The organism is Stenotrophomonas indicatrix (assembly GCF_002750975.1).
GTDB lineage: Bacteria > Pseudomonadota > Gammaproteobacteria > Xanthomonadales > Xanthomonadaceae > Stenotrophomonas > Stenotrophomonas indicatrix.
This window is the reverse complement of the sequence record NZ_PEJS01000001.1, coordinates 131,026-149,288: the sequence shown is the minus strand read 5'-3', so window position 1 is coordinate 149,288 and position 18,263 is coordinate 131,026. Positions and strand designations below refer to the sequence as shown.

The following is an 18,263-nucleotide window of genomic DNA, read 5'->3' as shown; positions in this document are numbered from 1 at the left end:
CAGCGCCGACCAAGGTCGGCAGCTACCAGAGCCGGTCAGTCCTGGTAGACGCGTGCCACGCGCTTGACGCCGCACGGCAGCTGGTAGGCACTGACACCGCAGCGCGGCGCCAGCTCGGACAGCGTCGGCGCCGTACCCCACAGTTCCACCACGCTGCCGACACCGGCCTGCGCATGCGCGGTCAGGTCCACGGTCAGCATGTCCATCGACACGCGGCCGATCAGCCCACCGGGTTGGCCATCGATCAGCACCGGCGTGCCATTGGGGGCGAACTGCGGATAACCATCGGCATAGCCCAGTGCGACCACGCCCACGCGTGTGCGCGCCTTGGCCACGAAGCGCGCACCGTAGCCGACCGGCTCGCCGGCTTCGATCCAGCGCTCGGCGAACACCTTGGACTGCATCGTCATCACCGGGCGCAGGCGCGCGGTGAGTTCACTGTTGTCCGGCAGCGGATTGGCACCGTACAGCATCAGGCCCGGGCGCACCCAGTCACTGCGCACGTCCGGCCAGCCGAGAAGCGCCGGCGAATTGCAGATGCTGGTCTCGCCTTCAAGACCATCGATGGCCTCGACGAAGGTCGCGGCCTGCTCACGGGTACGCTCGCTGTCCAGTTCATCGGCGCGTGCCAGGTGGGTCATCATCACGATGCGCGCCACCTGCGGCAGTGCAGACAAACGCGCGTGCGCGGTGCGGAAACCAGGAACGTCCAGGCCCAGCCGGTGCATGCCGCTGTCCAGCTTCAGCCACACCGTCAGCGGCCGCGGGCTGTCGAACGCGACCAGCGCCTCCAGCTGCCACGGCGAACCGACCGAGAACCACAGGTCATGCTCGGCCACCAGCGCCATTTCGCTGGGCTCGAAGATGCCTTCCAGCAGCAGGATCGGCGCACGGATGCCGGCCTGGCGCAGTTCCAGCGCTTCTTCGATGGTGGCCACGCCAAAGCCGTCGGCCTCGCCTTCCAGTGCCTGCGCACAGCGCACCGCACCGTGGCCATAGGCGTCGGCCTTGAGGATCGCCAGCGCCTTGCCACCGCCCAGTTCACGGGCCAGGCGATAGTTGCTGCGCAGTGCGCCCAGGTCGATCAGCGCGCGGGCAGGACGCATGTGCGGTTCTCATGTTGCGGGGCGTGGCGATACTGGCCGTAGCGGAAGATATCCAGGCCTTCGGTGCTGATCTGCGGCTGGCGCGCGCTCATCAGGTCGGCCAGGTAGCGGCCCGAGCCGCAGGCCATGGTCCAACCCAGCGTGCCGTGGCCGGTGTTGAGGAACAGGTTGCGGAACGGCGTGGCGCCGATCACCGGCGTGCCGTCCGGCGTGGCCGGGCGCAGGCCGGTCCAGAACTCGGCCTTGGCCAGGTCACCGCCCTTCGGGTACAGGTCGCGCACCACCAGCTCCAGCGTCTCGCGGCGGCGCGGCGACAGCGACAGGTCGAAACCGGCCACCTCGGCCATGCCACCGACGCGGATGCGGTTGTCGAAGCGGGTCACCGCAACCTTGTAGCTCTCATCGAGGATGGTCGAGGTGGGCGCCATCGCCGGGTCGGTGATCGGCAGGGTCAGCGAATAGCCCTTCAGCGGATACACCGGCAGGCGCATGCCCAGCGGCGCGACCAGTCCCGGCGAATAGCTGCCCAGTGCGACCACGAAGCGGTCTGCGGTTTCCAGCTTGCCGCCGATGCGCACGCCGGTGATGCGGTCGCCGTCGGATTCCACGCCGGTGATGTCCTGGTCGTAACGGAACTCGACCCCCGCTTCGGCCGCCATCTGCGCCAGGCGGCGGGTGAACAGCTGGCAATCGCCGGTCTGGTCGCGCGGCAGGCGCAGCGCACCCACCAGGCCATCGACGTGGGCCAACGCAGGCTCGGCCTTGATGATGCCGGCGCGATCCAGCACTTCGTACGGCACACCGTACTGGGCCAGGATCTCGATGTCCTGCGCCGATGCATCCAGCTGCTGCTGGGTGCGGAACAACTGGGTGGTGCCCAGGTCGCGCCCTTCGAAATCGATGCCGATCTGCGCACGCAGCTCGTTCAGGCAGTCGCGGCTGTACTCGGACATGCGCACCATGCGCGCCTTGTTGATCGCGTAGCGCTCGTGGGTGCAGTTGCGCAGCATCTGCCACAGCCAGCGGTACTGGGCCAGGTCCATGCCCGGCTTGATCGCCAGCGGTGCGTGCTTTTCGAACAACCAGCCGATGGCCTTCTTCGGCACGCCCGGAGCAGCCCACGGCGAGGTGTAGCCGAAGGACAACTGGCCGGCATTGGCGAAGCTGGTTTCCAGCGCGGGACCGGGCTGGCGGTCGACGACGGTGACTTCAAACCCGGCCTGTCGCAGGTACCAGGCACTGGTGGTGCCGATCACGCCGCTGCCGAGGACTAGGACTCGCATGGGAATTCTCCAACCCGATCATTCCCTGCATTTGCATGCGCAGGGGCCATAATCGGGGAAGTATATTCTTCCGTATCCAGATGATTTGCCTGATTTCAGCAATTCAATCAGGATATTTCCCTGTGATTCATTCCCCGAGCTTGACGCCCATGGCCACCCGTCCCCGCGAGCTGGACAAGATCGACCGCAAGATCCTGCGCATCCTGCAGGCCGAAGGCCGCATTTCCTTCACCGAGCTGGGCGAACGGGTCGGCCTGTCGACCACCCCGTGCACCGAGCGGGTGCGCCGGCTGGAGCGCGAAGCGGTGATCACCGGCTACCACGCGCACCTGGACCCCAGCGCGCTGAAAGCAAGCCTGCTGGTATTCGTGGAGATCAGCCTGGCCTACAAGTCCGGCGACATCTTCGAGGAGTTCCGGCGTTCAGCGCTGAAGCTGCCCAACGTGCTGGAATGCCATCTGGTGTCGGGCGATTTCGATTACCTGCTGAAGGCACGGATCAGCGAGATGGCGTCCTATCGCAAGCTGCTGGGCAGCACCCTGCTGACCCTGCCACACGTGCGTGAGTCGAAGAGCTACATCGTGATGGAAGAGGTCAAGGAGACCTGGGCGCTGCCGATTCCGGATTGAACCGACCGGCGGCAGCGGGACCAGACCCCGCAACGCGGGCTCTGGCCCCTGGCTGCATCAGCGCTGCTGCGGGTTCTTCATGGAACCCTGTTGCGGATTCTTCTTCTGCTGCTCGTTCGGCTGCTGTTGCTGTTGCTGCTGGCGCTGCTGTTCCTGCGGTGTTTTGCTCTGCTGTTCCTTGCCGGGATGACGGTTCTGCTGGTTGGCCATGATCGTATTCCAAGGGGACGAGGGAAGCGCGACGACAGGGATGCCGGCGCAGGTCCACCGTGGTCCTGGCACGGTTAATCGCAGGCGAAAAACGGGTGATGCGGGGTGTGCAGGGCGGGGGTTGTTTTCCGGCGTTCATGTGGGTGGCGGGTTTCCTGCCAACGGCTGAGCCCCTCGTGGCTGGGGCCGGGTGCGGTGCTGCGAGTGGGCCGGGCGGGTGGGGTCAGGCGGGGACGCCGTGAACCCGTCCCTGGGGGCTTGGCCGCGGCATCCATGCCGCGGACACCCCGCCTGACCCCACCCGCCCGGCCTCTGACAGGTTCATGCGGGCGCCAGCCACGGAAAAAGAAAAAAAAAGAGCGACAGCGGGTCGCTGCGCTCTCTTTGGGTTGCGCGATTGGTTGCGGGCGCTGGGGTCAGCGCTTGATCTGCTGGCCGTCGCCGGTCGGTACGCTGTCGTAGTAGCGGCCGGTGCGCGAGTCGAACACGCGGTTGGGGCCGACCGGTTTGACGCCGGGAACGATGCGGCCGTTGCTGTCGTAGACCTTGTCCGGCAGCGCCGGCGCGGGCGTGGGGGTCACCTGGGCCGGGCCGGTCGATCGGATCGGCTGTGCCGGCTGCGGCGAGGGCAGCACCTGCGGCTGCGGGCGCGACGCCTGCGGTGGCGGGGCGACAGGCGGCGAGGCCACCGTCGCGCTGCTGCGGGTGGCGGTCGGACTGCCGGTGGGAACCTGCGCCTGGGCAAGCAGAGGCACCAGGGCCGACAGCAACAGGACTAGGCGGGGTTTCATCGCGCGCTCCAGGGTGGGCCAGCCTTACCCTGCGCCTGCCCCTGTGTGCCGGCCATGAACGGCCATCACACTTGCAAGCGTGTGCCGACACCCCCACGTCTGCTGGCATCCCAAGCCACAACCCCACGGAGAGCCGGCATGAGCGCTTTCGATCTGACGCCCCCCACCGCCACGCAGACCGACGCCCTGGTTGCCGGGCTCAGCGCCGAGGAGCGCCGCGTGCTGCTGCAGCACGGCACCGAGGCGCCGTTCTGCGGGGTATTCCTCGACAACAAGCGCGAGGGCGTCTACTGCTGCCGGCTGTGCGCCCTGCCCTTGTTCCGCTCCAGCACCAAGTTCGATTCGGGCACCGGCTGGCCCAGTTTCTTCGCCCCGTTCGACCCGTCGCACGTGCGCGAGATCCGCGACACCAGCCATGGCATGGTCCGCACCGAGATCACCTGCGCCCGCTGTGGCAGCCATCTGGGCCACGTGTTCCCGGACGGTCCGCCGCCCACCTACGAGCGCCACTGCCTGAACTCGGTCTCACTTTCATTCACCGGCACAGGCGAGCCGTGGCCCGATCCGCTGCAGCGTGGCGGCGCGGAGGCCGGCGTGGCGGGCTGACACGCGCCGCAAGGCCCCGCTGACCGACTTCACAGAATTCCCTCTTCAGAAACACCGGTGTCAGGCCGACAAGGAGATATCCCCCCTCCTTGCGTCGCGCCATGCTCATCATCGTTGGATTCCTGGTCGTCATCATCAGCGTGCTGGGCGGCTACCTCGGCGCACACGGCCGCCTTGGGGCGCTGTGGCAGCCCTACGAACTGGTCATCATCGGCGGTGCCGCGCTGGGTGCGTTCCTGGTCGGCACCCCGGCCAAGACGGTCAAGCAGACGCTGCAGGCCATGGTCGGCGTGTTCAAGGGCCCGCGCTACAAGCAGCAGGACTACATCGACGTCCTCAGCCTGGTCTACGAACTGCTCAACAAGGCCCGCCGTGAAGGCTTCATGGCGCTGGAAGACCACGTCGAGCGCCCGGCCGAAAGCGCGCTGTTCGGGAACTACCCGAAGGTGCAGGCCGACCACCACCTGATCGACTTCATCACCGACTGCCTGCGCCTGATGATCGGCAGCAACATCGAGCCGCATGAGCTGGAGCCGCTGCTGGAGCTGGAGCTGGAAAAGCACCACGCCGAAGCGATGGCGCCGTCACAGGTGCTGACCAAGGTCGCCGACGGCCTGCCCGGTTTCGGCATCGTGGCGGCAGTGCTGGGCATCGTCATCACCATGGGCTCGATCGGCGGCGACATCGTCGAAGTGGGTGGCCATGTGGCCGGCGCGCTGGTCGGCACCTTCCTCGGCATCCTGCTGGGCTATGGCTTCGTCGGCCCGATGGCCTCGGCGATGGAAGCCCGTGCCGAGCAGGACAGCCGCATCTACGAGTCGGTGAAGACCGCCCTGCTGGCCTGCCTGCGCGGCTACAACCCGAAGATCGCGCTGGAGTTCGCCCGCAAGACGCTGCCGTCGAACGTGCGCCCGGCGTTCTCCGACTTCGAGCAGCACCTGAAGACGGTCAAGTAAGCCATGGCCGAGACCAAGCCCACCGTCATCGTCCGCCGGGTCAAGAAGGCCGGCCACGCCGCCCACCATGGCGGTTCGTGGAAGGTGGCCTATGCCGACTTCGTGACCGCGATGATGGCTTTCTTCCTGGTGCTGTGGCTGATGGCCAGCACCAGCAAGCCCGAGCGCGCAGCCATTTCCGAGTACTTCCGCAACCCCAGCCCGCTGGTCGGCTCCAGCGCGACGCCGGCGCCAGGCATGGCCGGGCCGGGCGGTGCCAGCACCTCGATGATCAAGCTCGGCGGCGCCACCGATGTTTCGCGCGGCAACAGCAACGATCCCTTCCAGAACCAGCAGAAGTCGATACCGCAGCCGGTGGACGAGCAGCAGCGCGACAAGCAGCAGCTGGAAGCGCTGATGAAGGAACTGCAGGAAGCGATCAGCCGCAGCCAGGCGCTGGAACCGTTCAAGGACCAGCTGCTGCTGGATCTGACCCCGGAAGGCCTGCGCATCCAGATCGTGGACAAGCAGAACCGGCCGATGTTCGACCTCGGCAGCGCCACCCTGAAGCCGTACACGCAGCAGATCCTGCACGAACTGGCCGAGTACCTGAACCACGTGCCGAACCGGATCAGCCTGACCGGCCACACCGACATCACCGCCTATTCGGCCGCACGCGGTTACGGCAACTGGGAACTGAGCGCCGACCGCGCCAATGCCGCGCGCCGCGCGCTGATCGATGGCGGCCTGGAAGACAGCAAGATCACCCGCGTGGTCGGCCTGTCTTCGTCGGTGCTGTTTGACAAGGCCGATCCGCAGAACCCGATCAACCGCCGCATCAGCATCGTGGTGATGACCAAGGCCGCCGAGGAAGCTGCGCTGGCCGGCGCCGGGCCGCAGGTAGGCCTGTCGGCAACCACCGTGGACCCGGACGTGCAGGCCGCGCAGGGGTCAGGAAAGTAATCCGTGGGTGCGGACCCTGGTCCGCACAGCGCTGAACCGGGGTCAGATCCCTTTCCCATGGAAAGGGATCTGACCCCACCTACGCGCGGCCGCTACAATGGCGGTCTTTCCGACTCCAGGTGATCACACCCCCATGTCCAAGTTGTCCAAGGCCAAGCGCGACAAGCGCAAGAAGCAGCAGACCAAGCGTCCGTTCCTCCGTCTGAACGCCCAGCAGCAGGTGCAGAACCATGCCGTGCTGGTCAACGAGGACGGCCAGGCCGTGGCCGCCATCGGCCTGCAGGGCCGCGAGTGGCTGCTGGCCATCGGCGGCCAGACCATGGGCAACGCCGACAACCCGGTGCCGATGCTGGCCATGCTCAAGCACCTGTCCAACGTGCAGGAAGCCGAAGGCCGCAAGGTCACCCTGGAATATTCCGAGCTGATGCAGAAGCTGCTCGACACCCTGGCCGAAGAAGCGGGCCAGACCGCCGAGGAATACCTGGACAAGCTGGTGGCCGAGTTCGCCAGCGAGCAGGCTGAAGATGCAGCCGCTGAAGGCGAAGCGTCCGATGAAGCGGCTGCAGACACTGCCGGCGCCGAAGGCGCTGCCGACGCCGAGGCCACTCCGGCCGCCGACGCCGACGGCAAGCCGCAGGCCTGATCCGGCGGCGGCGGTGTCGGTCTACGTCGATGACGCGGTGCATCCCTGGCGCGGTCAGCGCTGGGCGCACCTGATGGCCGATACCCTGGCCGAGCTGCACGCGATGGCGGCGCAGCTCGGCATTCCTCCACGGGCCTTCCAGAACAAGGCCAGCGGGGCGCATTACGATGTCACCGCCGAGCTGCGTGCGCAGGCACTCGCGCTGGGTGCGGTCGCCATTTCCCGGCATGTGGACCGGGCGCAGGTGAAGGCGGTGATCGCCAACGCCAGGGCGCAGTACCAGCCCTAGGCTGGTACAGGTGGCACCGGGCCGCGCCCGGCGAGCACGCAGCGCGGCGGGAAGCCGCCGGGCATGGCCCGGCGCTACCGGTGAATCTCAGAACGGGTCGCTGCCCAGGCGCACTTCCACGTTCAGCAGCGAGCACAGCGCCAGCAGGGCGTCGTCATCGCGGGTCAGCGCCATCCAGCCACTGAAGCCGTCGTTGCCGGCATCCACGCTCCACAGCGTGTAGTTGTGCTCGCGCAGGCGGTCGAAGGCGGTGCTCATCAGCTGCACCCCATCCAGGTCCGCGGCGAAATCCTCGTCGTCCAGGTCGCCACCCCAGTCCAGCTGCAGGTTGAAGCGCGCCGACAGCTCGTTCACCGCCGACTGCAGCGAATCGAAGTCATCACGCTCGACCTCGAAGCCCGACTGCCAGGCGATGGCCGTGAACAGCGCCGGCAGCCAGTCGCTGTCGGCTTCCAGCGGCTGGCCGTCCTCGGACAGATGCTCGCGCCAGCGGTTGAACTGCTGCAGGGCCAGCTCTTCGTCACCGGGGTTGATCAGCACGAGCAGGTTCCAGACCCGCGCCTCGAAGTCGTCCTCGTCGAAATCGTGGGCGTCTTCCTCGAAGTCGAAATAGTCGCTGTTGTCAGGCATGGCGGAACGTCCTCGGGAGCAGGGGGGCATTCTACGGTTTATCCTGTACCGCTGAAGCCGGCCGTGGTGGCCGTCACTGTGAATGAAGCGATGAGCGATACCCCTCCCGACCACCTGGCGATCAACCCGGCCAGCCCCTTCCACGATGCGCAGGCCCTGGAGCGCGGCGTCGGCGTGCGCTTCAACGATGTCGAGCGCGACAACGTCGAGGAATACTCGGTCAGCGAAGGCTGGATCCGCGTGCAGGCCGGCAAGGCCCGTGACCGTCGCGGCAATCCGATGACCATCAAGGTCAAGGGCAAGGTCGAGGCGTATTTCCTGGAACAGAAGCCGGAGTAACCGGCCGTCCCGGGGCGGGGTCAGATCCCTTTCCTGCGGAAAGGGATCTGACCCCGATCGGCAGCCCGATCGGCATACCGTTCACTCGCGCTTGCGCGATTCCAGCAGGTCGAGGTTGCGGATCAGCCGCCGTGCGATCTCATCCGACACCACGCCGCGGCGGGTCAGCCGGAACAGTTCCTCGCGTTCGGCATTGAGGCCGGCGCTGCGCAGCTGGCGGTAGCCCATCTCCATCCGGTTCACCTTCTCCGGGTCCACGTCGGGGTTGTCGCGGTCCAGATGCCGCTGATACAGCAGGCTCACCCGCGATGCGGCGTCGTTGTACAGCTGCACGTTCTCGGTGTTCTGGTTCAGCACCAGCTGCTGGCGCATGCGCTCCACGCCCGCCAACGCGGCCTTCGAGGACAGCTTGCGGGCGAGATCCTCTTCCTTGCGCTCACCCGAATCGGCCGGCAGCTGCAGGCCCTTCAACAGCTGCGGCAGCGCCACGCTGGCGCCGACCAGCGAGCACAGGATCACCGCAGCAGCCAGGAAGATCACCAGGTCGCGTGCCGGGAACGGGCTGCCATCGGGCAGGAACAACGGCAGCGTCAACACGCCGGCCAGGGTGATCGCACCACGCACACCCGCCACCGAGGTGGCCACCACGATGCGCCAGTTCGGTGCCTCGCCACGCTCCAGGCCGCGGCGACGCGCACGCAGCAGGTTCCAGCGCAGCGACAGCCACACCCACAGCAGGCGCAGCGCGATCAGCGTCGCGTTGATCACCAGCACGTACACCAGCAGCCACCACGCGCTCTGGTGGCCGCTCTCGTTCATGGTGGTGGTGGCGCGTTCGACGATGCCCGGCAGCTGCTCGCCCAGCAGCACGAACATGATGCCGTTGAAGCTGAACTGCAGCATGTTCCAGACGCCGGCGCGCTGCACGCGCATGCTGCCGGAGACACGGCCGGTCATTTCCACGTAGCTCATCGAAATACCCGCTGCGACCGCAGCAAGGATGCCCGAAGCATTGATCTCTTCGGCCAGCAGGTACGCCGCGAACGGGATCAGCAGGTTGACCAGCATCGCCGCGCCCGGCTCTTCGCCGAAACGGCGCCACAGCCAGCGCTGGAACGTGGACACGCCCAGGGTGACCGCCACGCCGACGGCCAGGCCGGCCACCGCCACCCACACGAAGGTCAGCGAGGCGGTCGCCAACGAGAAGGTACCGGTCATCACCGCCGCCACCGCGAAGCGGAAGCAGACCAGGCCGGAGGCATCGTTGAGCAGCGACTCGCCTTCCAGGATGTGCATCAGGCGCTTGGGAATCGGTGCCTTGGCAGCGATCGCGCCGACCGCCACCGGGTCGGTCGGTGACACGATCGCGGCCAGCGCGAAACACACCGCCAGTGGCATCACCGGAATCATCCAGTGGATCAGCAGGCCCGCGCCGATCACGGTGAATACCACCAGCCCGAACGCCAGTTCGAGGATCGCGCCCTTGTCGCGGAACAGGCCCTGCTTGGGAATGCGCCAGCCATCGAGGAACAGCAGTGGCGGCAGGAACAGCAGGAAGAACACTTCCGGTTCCAGTGCATGGCCGCGGTTGAATACCCCGGCGATCACCGCGCCGAGGCCGATCTGCACCAGCGGCAGCGGCAACGAGAATGGCAGGACGCGAACCAGGTAACCGCTGGCGACAACGGCCACCAGCATCGCCAGGACGACTTCGATGGTGTGCATGCTTCTTCCACAGGAGCGGCGCGTGGGGCCGGAAAAACCGGAGTGCGCCGGGGGACGGGAAAAAACTTAACACAGCAGGCCGCCACTGCGCCCAGCCATCTGAATGCGCGTCAGGACCGCGACAGCAAGCGCCGCCCGATCCAGGCCGGCGTGCTGGCCACGTCGTCATGCAGCACTGCCAACCGGCCCTGCACGTGTCCTTGTGCAGGGCGTTCCAGCCCTGGCAGCAGCGGTGGGGTCATGCCGCGTCCCGAGCGCGGTCCTCACCATCGAAGCGATAGAGGTCCATCGCCAGGAAGCCGGCATCGACACCCGCATCGATGCGCTTGGCACCGAAGCCACCCTCCCCCGCCGCACCCATCGCAAAGTACAGCGGCAGCAGATGCTCATCGGTGGGATGCGCACGCTCGGCGAACGGTGCCTGTCGGCGGTAGTCGAACAGGGCATCGCGGTCATTGGCGGCCAGCCGCTGCTCCACCCAGTCGATGAAGGGGCGCACGTAGGGCGCTTGCTTGCCGTCCTGGTAGTGGCCCCAGTCGTGCAGGTTGTGGGTGATGCTGCCCGAACCGATCAGCAGCACGCCCTGTTCGCGCAGCGGCGCCAGCGCACGGCCCAGCGCGAACTGATGCTGCGGGCCCAGCATCGGCTGGATCGACACCGGCACCACCGGGATGTCGGCCTGCGGGTGCAGCAGGCGCAGCGGCACCCACGCGCCGTGGTCGAGGCCACGTTGCGGATCGAGTGCCACCGGCAGGCCGGCGGCGGCGATGCGGCCCGCCACCTCTTCAGCCAACGCCGGATCACCGGGCGCCGGGTACTGCAGCGCGAACAGTTCGCGTGGGAAGCCGCCGAAATCGTGGAGGGTGGGCGGCTGCGGATGGTTGCCGACCAGCGGCTGCCGGGCCAGCCAATGCGCCGAGGCGATGACGATCGCACGCGGGGTCGGCAGGTCGCGGGCCAGCTCGGCCAGCCGCACGCCGACCTGGCCCGGATGCAGGGCGGTCATCGGCGAGCCGTGGGAGATGTACAGCGAAGACAGGCGGGACATGATCTTCTCCAATCACAGGAACAGACAGCGGGCCGGGGGACGTTCAGCGCGAACGCAGGGTCCAGCGACCATCGCCCAGCAGGAACAGCACGACCAGGGCCAGCGCCCAGAACGCCGGGTATTCCCAGCCACCGCCAGCATTGGCGAAGCTGAAACCGTTGGCGCCGTGCACCGTCACGATGGTGCCCAGCAGCAGCGGCACACCGAGCAGGCCGATCCAGCGCGCGTAGATGCCGAGCAGCAGCGCTGCGGAAATCGCCAGTTCAACGGCGATGGTGAGGTAGCCCAACACGCCGGGCAGGCCCAGCGACTCGAAGAAGGCCGCGGTACCTGCCGGAGTGAACACCAGCAGCTTGGTCAGCGCATGGACCAGGAACAACACGCCCAGGGCCAACCGCAGCAGGGTCGCGGCGTACGGGGCGAGCGGGGACAGGGGGGCGGCGGTAGCGTTCATGGGGTACCTCGGCAGGGACAGGGCACAGGTTATTGCGCCCTCCATTGCCGATAAATACGATGGATCGACCGTATTTATTTCAGAAGGCGCAACAATGGACACCCTGGATGCCATGCGCGTGTTCGTCGCGGTGGTCGAACGCAACGGCTTCAGCGCCGCCGCACAGGCGCTGGACATGTCCACGGCCGGTGTCACCCGCCAGGTCGCCGCACTGGAAAAGCGCCTGTCCACCCGCCTGCTCCACCGCACCACCCGCCGGGTCAGCCCGACCAGCGCCGGTGCCGCCTACTACGCGCAGTGCGTGCGCCTGCTGGCCGAGTTCGATGCGCTTGAGGCCAGCATCGGCGCACAGGCGCTGGAGCCGTCCGGCACGCTGCGCATCAACGCACCGGTCAGCTGGGGCATCGCCCGCCTCGGCCCGTTGCTGGCCGGTTACCGCGAGCGCTTCCCACAGGTCGAACTGGACCTGGCGCTGTCCGACCGCCTGGTGGACATGGTCGAAGAAGGCTACGACGTGGCCATCCGCATCACCCGCGAACCGGGCCCGAGCCTGATCGCGCGGCGCCTGGGCCAATCGCGGATCAGCCTGTGTGCCGCACCGGCCTACCTGGCCGCACACGGAACGCCGCAGGCCCCCGAGGATCTGCAGACCCACGCCTGCCTCGGCTACAGCTACTGGGCCGCCGGCGACCACTGGCCCCTGCAGGGACCGGGTGGCGAAGTGAAGGTTGCAGTGACCACCCTGCTGCGCGCCAACAATGGCGACGTCCTGCGCGAAGCGGCGATTGCCGGCATGGGCGTGATCCTGCAGCCGGACTTCCTGTTGCACGAGGCGCTGGCCGATGGCCGCCTGGTGCGCATCCTGCCCGGATGGGAAGCTGAGCCGATCGGCATCTTCGCCGTCTACACCAGCCGCAGCCATCTCGCCCCCAAGGTGCGCAGCTTCATCGACTACCTGGTGGAAACCGGGGTGTAAGCGTGCGTCCGCCGGGCATGGCCCGGCGCTACCAGAGACGCGCCCATGACACGGCAGCGCCGGGCCATGCCCGGCGAAGCGCGAAGCGCGCCCATGACACGGTAGCGCCAGGCCATGCCCGGCGAAGCGCGCCCATGACACGGCAGCGCCGGGCCATGCCCGGCGAAGCGCGAAGCGCGCCCATGACACGGTAGCGCCGGGCCATGCCCGGCGAGCGCGAAGCGCGGCCTAGGCGACAACCTCATCCAGCTGCGCGATGATCTTTTCCAGCGGTGCCGGCCGCCCCAGCAGGTAGCCCTGCACCTGGTCGCAACCATGCGCGGCCAGCCAGTCCAGCTGCCCCGGCGTTTCCACGCCCTCGGCGATGATCGTCAGCCCCATGCTGTGGCCCAGCGACAGCAGTGCCCGGCAGATCGATGCGTTGCGCGGATTGGTTTCCACGTCGGCCACAAAACTGCGATCGATCTTCAGGACGTCCAGCGGCAGGTGCTGCAGGTAGGACATGCTCGAGTAGCCGGTACCGAAATCGTCCAGCGACACGCGGATGCCCTGCTCGTGCAGGCGCTGCATGGTCTGCATCGCCTGTGCCGGCTTGCGCATCAGGCTGCTCTCGGTCAGTTCCACGTGCAGTGCACCACGGGCCAGGCCGAAATCCTGCTGCGCGCGGGCGAACTCGGCCACCAGATCGCTGTTGAAGAACTGCACCGCCGACACGTTGACTGCGATGGACAGCTCGCCCCACCCCGCTTCGACCAGACGCCGCTGCGCCTGTGCCGCTGCGCGGATCACCCAGCGTCCCAACGCCAGGATCAGGCCGGTGTCCTCGCACAACTGGATGAACTCGCTGGGCGGGATGAAGCTGCCATCGGCCTGCGGCCAGCGCAACAGCGCCTCCAGCGACGCCGGGCTGCCATCGCTGGCGTGCCGGATCGGCTGGAAGTACAGCTGGAATTCGTTGTCGATGGCCGCGTGGATGCGCCCGGCCAGGCGCAGGCGGTCGGCCAGGCGGATGGTCACCGCCGCATCGAACCAGGCCACCACGTTGCCTTCGGCGCGGGCCGCGTGCGCCGCCTGCGCGGCCATGCCGATCGCCTGTTCGGCACTGTGGCCTGCATCGGCGTCATGTACGGCCACACCAATGCGGGGTTCGAACTGGTGCAGCGAATCCTGGCCGCGCATCGGTGCCGAGACGATCTGCAGCAGATCGTCCAGCACGCGCTGGGTGTTGTGTTCCGGCGCGATCGCCAGCACGAAGTCCTCCGCCGGCTGGAACGCCAGCAGGCCGAAGCGCGCGCCCAGCCCGCCCAGGCGCGAGGCCATCGACTGCAGTACCGCATCACCGATCTCGCGGCCCAGCGTATCGGCCACCAGCTGCAGCCCGCGCAGCTGCACATAGGCGATGGTGTAGGCGCCGGCCTGCTCGTCCAGCTGTTCGCTCAGTGCGCGCACGTTGAGCAGGCCGGTGGCCGGGTTGTGGCGTGCGTGATAGGCCAGGTCGCGTTCGTAGGCCAGCCGCTCGCTGACATCTTCGGCCAGCACCAGGCACGCGGGCTGGCCATCGAAATCCAGTTGCGACAGGTGCACGCGCACTTCGAACACCGTGCCATCCTTGCGCTGGTGCAGGCGCACCGCAGCGTCCTGCAGTTCACCACTGCGCACCTGCGCGATCGCGCCCTTGACCTCGTCCCAGCCCTCGCGTGGGCGGATGTCGAGGATGCTCATCGCCAGGAATTCATCGCGGCTGTAGCCGTACTGCTGCACAGCCGCCTCGTTGACCTCGATGAAGCGCAAGGTGTCCGGATCGAACACCCAGAACGGCGCGGGGTTGCGATCGAACAACAGGCGGAAGCGGCGTTCAACCTGGCGCATCTGCTCGCGTGCCTGGTAGCGCTCGCTGAGGTCGGTCAGTGCGCCGATCATGCGCCGCTGCCGATCGACCACCGCTACCCGCTGGCCACGCGCGGCAACCCAGCGCACGGCACCGCCGGGCAGCACCAGGCGGAATTCTTCGTCGAGTACAGCGTTGCCGGCGAAGGCCTGATCGAAGGCCTGCTGCATGCGTGCGCTGTCATCGTGGTGCACGCGGGCGAAGAATTCGGCCACCGGCAGCGCATCGGTCTGCACACCGAAGATCTCGCGCGCCAGCGGTGACCAGCGCAGCAGCGCAGCGTCTTCGTCGACATACCAGGTGCATACGCGGCCCACCTGATGGGCCAGGCGCAGCTCGGCGTGGCCGGTCCGCAGCTCTTCGGCCATCGACTGCTGCCGGTGCGTGCTGCGGCGCACCGCGTACAGCAGCACCAGCAGCAGCGCCACGTAGGCCAGCATGATGGCAATCGCCGCCTGCAGATACGGCCACCACGGCTTCAGCACATCTTCGTTTGCCAGGCCGACCTGCACCGCCAATGGACTGCGCTCAAGGGTGCTGATGGTGGAGATGCGCGGTATCTGGTCCACCGCGCCGGGAATGCTGCCCAGCTCGACCACTGCCTGCCGGCCCAGCAGCGTGCGTGCCGGCAGCGTGTAACGGCGGCCGACGGTGCCGTGCGGATCGGGGACACGGGCCAGCATGTAGCCATCGGCGTCGCTGATCGAGGCCAGGCCACTGGGCCCCACATCCAGACCGCCCACGATCCGCTGCAGTTCGCCGCAGCGCAGCCGTGCCAGCAGCCAGCGATCGCCAGCCATCGGCAGCGCCAGCGGCACCACCCAGCCGCCGTCGCTGGCACGCTGCGGCGGCCCGATGTACAGCGCACTGCCCTGCCCCCGTCGCTGCGGATCGGTCCACAGTGGCAGCTGCAGGTCGCCCTTGCCGGCCGTCAGGGCGCGGCCATAGGTATCGAGCACGACGATGCTGTGCAGCTCGGCGTGCCGGCGCAGCACGCCGGCTATGGCGGCGTCCAGCAGCGCGGGTGCCTGCGCAGGCACCGTGCGGAACAGCTCGGCGGCATCGGCGGCGATGCCGGCCATCGCCCGTTCCAGGTTGCGCAGCTCCAGTGCCAGCAGGCGCTCGCTGCCTATCGCCAGCGCCCGGCTCTGCCGCTGCGCGGCTTCCAGCCGGCGCTGGTAATCGTTGGCCAGCATCGCGGCCAGGCCTGCCGCCAGCAGAACGCCCAGCACCACGCCGCCCCAGGTAATGGCACGCAACGGCCGGGCCAGCGCGTGTCTCAGCGCCGGCATCGGTCGGTCTTCCCTGTGCAGTCGGCTGGCTTCATGCGCGAACGATTCCTCCACATCCCCGACCTCAACGGCCGGCGGACGCCATTCTTGACGCCTCGACCCGTCCTGCATGCGCCCTCCCCCGGGTGCTGCAGACATCCAGTCCGCAGCATGCACCACGCCGGTGACCGCGTGAAGATCGCTGCGGCGTGTTCAGCCAGATCACGCACAGTGCTGGCCCTGTCGAGCACGTCCAGCCGGCCCGCAGCGGATTAGACTTGGAGTTTTCCGCCGCAAGAGAAGTCCATGTCCAAGCTGCGCCGCCCCACCCTGGCACTGGCCATCGTTGCCAGCCTGTCCCTGGCCGCCTGCGACCGCCCGGCCGATCCGGCCGCCGGCACCGCCGCACCGACCGAGGCGACCCCCGCTGCCGCCAAGCCGATGCTGGGCAGCTTTGGTTTCGATGCCAGTGGCATGGACCGCAGCATCGCCGCCGGTGACGACTTCTTCGGTTTCGCCAACGGCAGCTGGGTGAAGAACACCGAGATTCCGGCCGACCGCTCGCGCTTCGGCAGCTTCAACGTGATTGCCGAGAAGACCCAGGCCGACACCCGCGCGATCCTGGAAGGCGCTGCCGGCAACGCCCAGGCCAGCGGCGAAGACAAGCTGATCGGCGACTACTACGCCGCCTACATGGACGAGGCCGGCATCGAGCAGCGCGGCCTGGCACCGGTGCAGCCGCAGCTGAAGAACATCGATGCGATCGCCGACAAGGCCGGCCTGGCGCGCGCCCTCGGCGGCGACGTGCGCGCGGACGTCGACCTGCTCAATGCGACCAACTTCTACACCGACCGCCTGTTCGGCCTGTGGGTGTCGGTGGACCTGCTGCAGCCGGACCGTACCGCGCCGTACCTGGTGCAGGGCGGCCTGGGCATGCCGGACCGCGATTTCTACCTGGGCGGTGGCCGCATGGCCGACCTGCGCAAGCAGTACCAGGCCTACATCGCGCAGGTGCTGCAGCTGGCCGGCGTGGCCGACCCGGCCGGCAAGGCGCAGCGCATCCTCGCCCTGGAAACGAAGATCGCCCAGGCGCATGTCACGCAGGAAGAAACCAATGACGTGACCAAGGGCGCCAACCCCTGGACCCAGGCCGACTTCAACGCCAAGGCCCCGGGCATGGACTGGGCCGCGTTCCTGGACGCCGCCAAGCTTGGCCAGCAGCAGGACTTCATCGTGTGGCAGCCCAAGGCCGTGGCCGGCCTGTCCAAGCTGGTGGCCACCGAGCCGCTGGATGCCTGGAAGGACTACATGACCTTCCACGCGCTGGACCGCGCCGCTGCCTACCTGCCGAAGAAGTTTGCCGATGCGCGCTTCGCCTTCCACGGCACCGCGCTGAGCGGTACGCCGCAGCAGAGCGACCGCTGGAAGCGTGCCGTGGATGACGCCAACCATGCCGTCGGCGAGGCCATCGGCAAGCGTTACGTCGAAAAGCACTTCGATGCCAAAACCAAGGAACGTGCCGACGAGATGGCGAAGAACATCATCGCCGCCTTCGCCAAGCGCATCGATGCACTGGCCTGGATGTCACCGCAGACCAAGGCCAGCGCCAAGGCCAAGGTGGCCGGCCTGACCGTGGGCATGGGCTATCCGGACAAGTGGCGCGACTACACCGGCCTGGACATCCGTCGTGACGATCCGCTGGGCAATGCGCAGCGCGCCGAGCTGTTCGAGTACCAGCGCAACATCGCCAAGCTGGGCAAGCCGGTCGACCACAGCGAGTGGGCGATGCTGCCGCAGACCATCAATGCGATGAACGTGCCGCTGGAGAACCGCCTGGTGTTCCCGGCGGCGATCCTGCAGCCGCCGTTCTTCGACGGTGCCGCCGACGACGCAGTGAACTACGGTGCGATCGGCGCGGTGATCGGCCACGAAATCAGCCATGGCTTCGACAACGCGGGTGCGTTGTTCGACGACACCGGCAAGCTGCACAACTGGTGGACGGCCGAAGACCTCAAGCAGTTCAACGCGGCCGGCGATGCACTGGCCGCGCAGTTCAGCAGCTACGAGCCGTTCCCGGGTGTACATGTGAACGGCAAGCTGACGCTGGGCGAGAACATCGCCGATGTCGCCGGCCTGGGTACCGCCTACGACGCCTACCAGCTGTCGCTGCAGGGCAAGCCGGGCCAGACCCTGGAAGGTTTCAGCCCGGACCAGCGCTTCTTCCTCGGCTTCGCCCAGGCCTGGCGCAGCAAGAGCCGCGAGCAGGCGCTGCGCAATTCGCTGTTGACCGACGTGCATGCACCGGGCCAGTTCCGCGCGTTGACGGTGCGCAACATCGACGCCTGGTACCCGGCGTTTGAAGTGAAGGAAGGCCAGAAGCTGTACCTGGCCCCGGACAAGCGGGTCAAGGTGTGGTGATGTAACGCAGACGGGCGCCGAAAGGCGCCCGTTTTATTTCCATCGGTAGGTGCCAACCT

Annotated in this window: 19 protein-coding genes; 9 read left to right on the top strand and 10 right to left on the bottom strand. The window is 67.6% G+C overall.

Going from position 1 to position 18,263, the window contains the following annotated elements; all coding sequences use genetic code 11:
• Positions 1–35: 35 nt before the first annotated feature.
• Together alr and CR918_RS00705 are read right to left on the bottom strand one after the other, a co-directional pair.
• Positions 36–1,106, bottom strand: a complete 1,071-nt coding sequence (gene alr, locus CR918_RS00710) for an alanine racemase (protein WP_099841835.1) — start codon at positions 1,104–1,106, stop codon at positions 36–38.
• Positions 1,085–2,389, bottom strand: a complete 1,305-nt coding sequence (locus tag CR918_RS00705; RefSeq protein ID WP_032976409.1) for a D-amino acid dehydrogenase — start codon at positions 2,387–2,389, stop codon at positions 1,085–1,087. Before CR918_RS00705 ends, alr begins: the two co-directional genes overlap by 22 nt.
• A gap of 149 nt (positions 2,390–2,538) precedes the next feature.
• Here CR918_RS00705 and CR918_RS00700 point away from each other — a divergent pair, with 149 nt between their 5' ends.
• Positions 2,539–3,018 carry an AsnC family transcriptional regulator gene (locus CR918_RS00700; RefSeq protein ID WP_025878409.1) on the top strand — a complete coding sequence of 160 codons (480 nt, stop codon included), beginning with the start codon at positions 2,539–2,541 and terminating at the stop codon, positions 3,016–3,018.
• A 57-nt stretch (positions 3,019–3,075) separates the two neighbouring features.
• Here the strand turns inward: CR918_RS00700 and CR918_RS00695 are convergent, their stop codons facing one another.
• The gene (locus CR918_RS00695) at positions 3,076–3,228 is read right to left on the bottom strand and encodes a lana protein (protein ID WP_099841834.1); all 153 of its coding nucleotides are present in this window, start codon (positions 3,226–3,228) and stop codon (positions 3,076–3,078) included.
• Between the two features lie 416 nt (positions 3,229–3,644).
• Positions 3,645–4,019: a classical arabinogalactan protein 4 gene (locus tag CR918_RS00690; protein ID WP_099841833.1), complete on the bottom strand. Its 375-nt coding sequence runs from the start codon at positions 4,017–4,019 to the stop codon at positions 3,645–3,647.
• Between the two features lie 138 nt (positions 4,020–4,157).
• On the opposite strand from CR918_RS00690, the gene msrB reads away from it, so the two are divergent.
• The 5 genes from msrB to CR918_RS00665 all read left to right on the top strand — a co-directional run bounded on the left by msrB (position 4,158) and on the right by CR918_RS00665 (position 7,455).
• The gene (gene msrB / locus CR918_RS00685; RefSeq protein WP_099841832.1) at positions 4,158–4,625 is read left to right on the top strand and encodes a peptide-methionine (R)-S-oxide reductase MsrB; all 468 of its coding nucleotides are present in this window, start codon (positions 4,158–4,160) and stop codon (positions 4,623–4,625) included.
• A gap of 101 nt (positions 4,626–4,726) precedes the next feature.
• On the top strand, positions 4,727–5,581 hold the full coding sequence (gene motA / locus CR918_RS00680; protein WP_012509934.1) for a flagellar motor stator protein MotA: 855 nt from the start codon (positions 4,727–4,729) through the stop codon (positions 5,579–5,581).
• Positions 5,582–5,584: 3 nt separating this feature from the next.
• The gene (gene motB, locus CR918_RS00675) at positions 5,585–6,523 is read left to right on the top strand and encodes a flagellar motor protein MotB (RefSeq protein WP_059065863.1); all 939 of its coding nucleotides are present in this window, start codon (positions 5,585–5,587) and stop codon (positions 6,521–6,523) included.
• A gap of 133 nt (positions 6,524–6,656) precedes the next feature.
• On the top strand, positions 6,657–7,166 hold the full coding sequence (locus CR918_RS00670) for a hypothetical protein (RefSeq protein WP_032977057.1): 510 nt from the start codon (positions 6,657–6,659) through the stop codon (positions 7,164–7,166).
• A gap of 13 nt (positions 7,167–7,179) precedes the next feature.
• On the top strand, positions 7,180–7,455 hold the full coding sequence (locus CR918_RS00665; RefSeq protein WP_025878403.1) for a DUF4031 domain-containing protein: 276 nt from the start codon (positions 7,180–7,182) through the stop codon (positions 7,453–7,455).
• 87 nt (positions 7,456–7,542) lie between these two features.
• Here the strand turns inward: CR918_RS00665 and CR918_RS00660 are convergent, their stop codons facing one another.
• Complete coding sequence (locus tag CR918_RS00660) at positions 7,543–8,085, bottom strand: DUF6630 family protein (protein ID WP_025878402.1); 543 nt, start codon at positions 8,083–8,085, stop codon at positions 7,543–7,545.
• Positions 8,086–8,175: 90 nt separating this feature from the next.
• Between CR918_RS00660 and CR918_RS00655 the strand changes: the two genes are divergently transcribed.
• Positions 8,176–8,424: a DUF3297 family protein gene (locus CR918_RS00655; protein ID WP_025878401.1), complete on the top strand. Its 249-nt coding sequence runs from the start codon at positions 8,176–8,178 to the stop codon at positions 8,422–8,424.
• An 81-nt stretch (positions 8,425–8,505) separates the two neighbouring features.
• Here the strand turns inward: CR918_RS00655 and CR918_RS00650 are convergent, their stop codons facing one another.
• The 4 genes from CR918_RS00650 to CR918_RS00640 all read right to left on the bottom strand — a co-directional run bounded on the left by CR918_RS00650 (position 8,506) and on the right by CR918_RS00640 (position 11,651).
• Positions 8,506–10,149 (bottom strand): Na+/H+ antiporter, encoded by a 1,644-nt coding sequence (locus tag CR918_RS00650; protein ID WP_025878400.1) that lies wholly within the window; start codon positions 10,147–10,149, stop codon positions 8,506–8,508.
• A gap of 110 nt (positions 10,150–10,259) precedes the next feature.
• A complete protein-coding gene (locus tag CR918_RS21365) occupies positions 10,260–10,391 on the bottom strand; it encodes a hypothetical protein (protein WP_264673968.1) in 132 nt (43 codons plus the stop codon).
• A complete protein-coding gene (locus tag CR918_RS00645; protein ID WP_099841831.1) occupies positions 10,388–11,197 on the bottom strand; it encodes a dioxygenase family protein in 810 nt (269 codons plus the stop codon). Before CR918_RS00645 ends, CR918_RS21365 begins: the two co-directional genes overlap by 4 nt.
• Before the next feature lie 43 nt (positions 11,198–11,240).
• Positions 11,241–11,651 carry a DoxX family protein gene (locus tag CR918_RS00640; protein WP_025878398.1) on the bottom strand — a complete coding sequence of 137 codons (411 nt, stop codon included), beginning with the start codon at positions 11,649–11,651 and terminating at the stop codon, positions 11,241–11,243.
• 94 nt (positions 11,652–11,745) lie between these two features.
• On the opposite strand from CR918_RS00640, the gene CR918_RS00635 reads away from it, so the two are divergent.
• On the top strand, positions 11,746–12,627 hold the full coding sequence (locus CR918_RS00635) for a LysR family transcriptional regulator (RefSeq protein ID WP_025878397.1): 882 nt from the start codon (positions 11,746–11,748) through the stop codon (positions 12,625–12,627).
• Positions 12,628–12,855: 228 nt separating this feature from the next.
• Here the strand turns inward: CR918_RS00635 and CR918_RS00630 are convergent, their stop codons facing one another.
• Positions 12,856–15,918, bottom strand: coding sequence for a bifunctional diguanylate cyclase/phosphodiesterase (locus CR918_RS00630; RefSeq protein WP_032952063.1), 3,063 nt, complete (start codon positions 15,916–15,918; stop codon positions 12,856–12,858).
• Between the two features lie 174 nt (positions 15,919–16,092).
• Here CR918_RS00630 and CR918_RS00625 point away from each other — a divergent pair, with 174 nt between their 5' ends.
• Positions 16,093–18,204 (top strand): M13 family metallopeptidase, encoded by a 2,112-nt coding sequence (locus CR918_RS00625; protein ID WP_099841830.1) that lies wholly within the window; start codon positions 16,093–16,095, stop codon positions 18,202–18,204.
• The last annotated feature ends 59 nt before the right edge of the window (positions 18,205–18,263 follow it).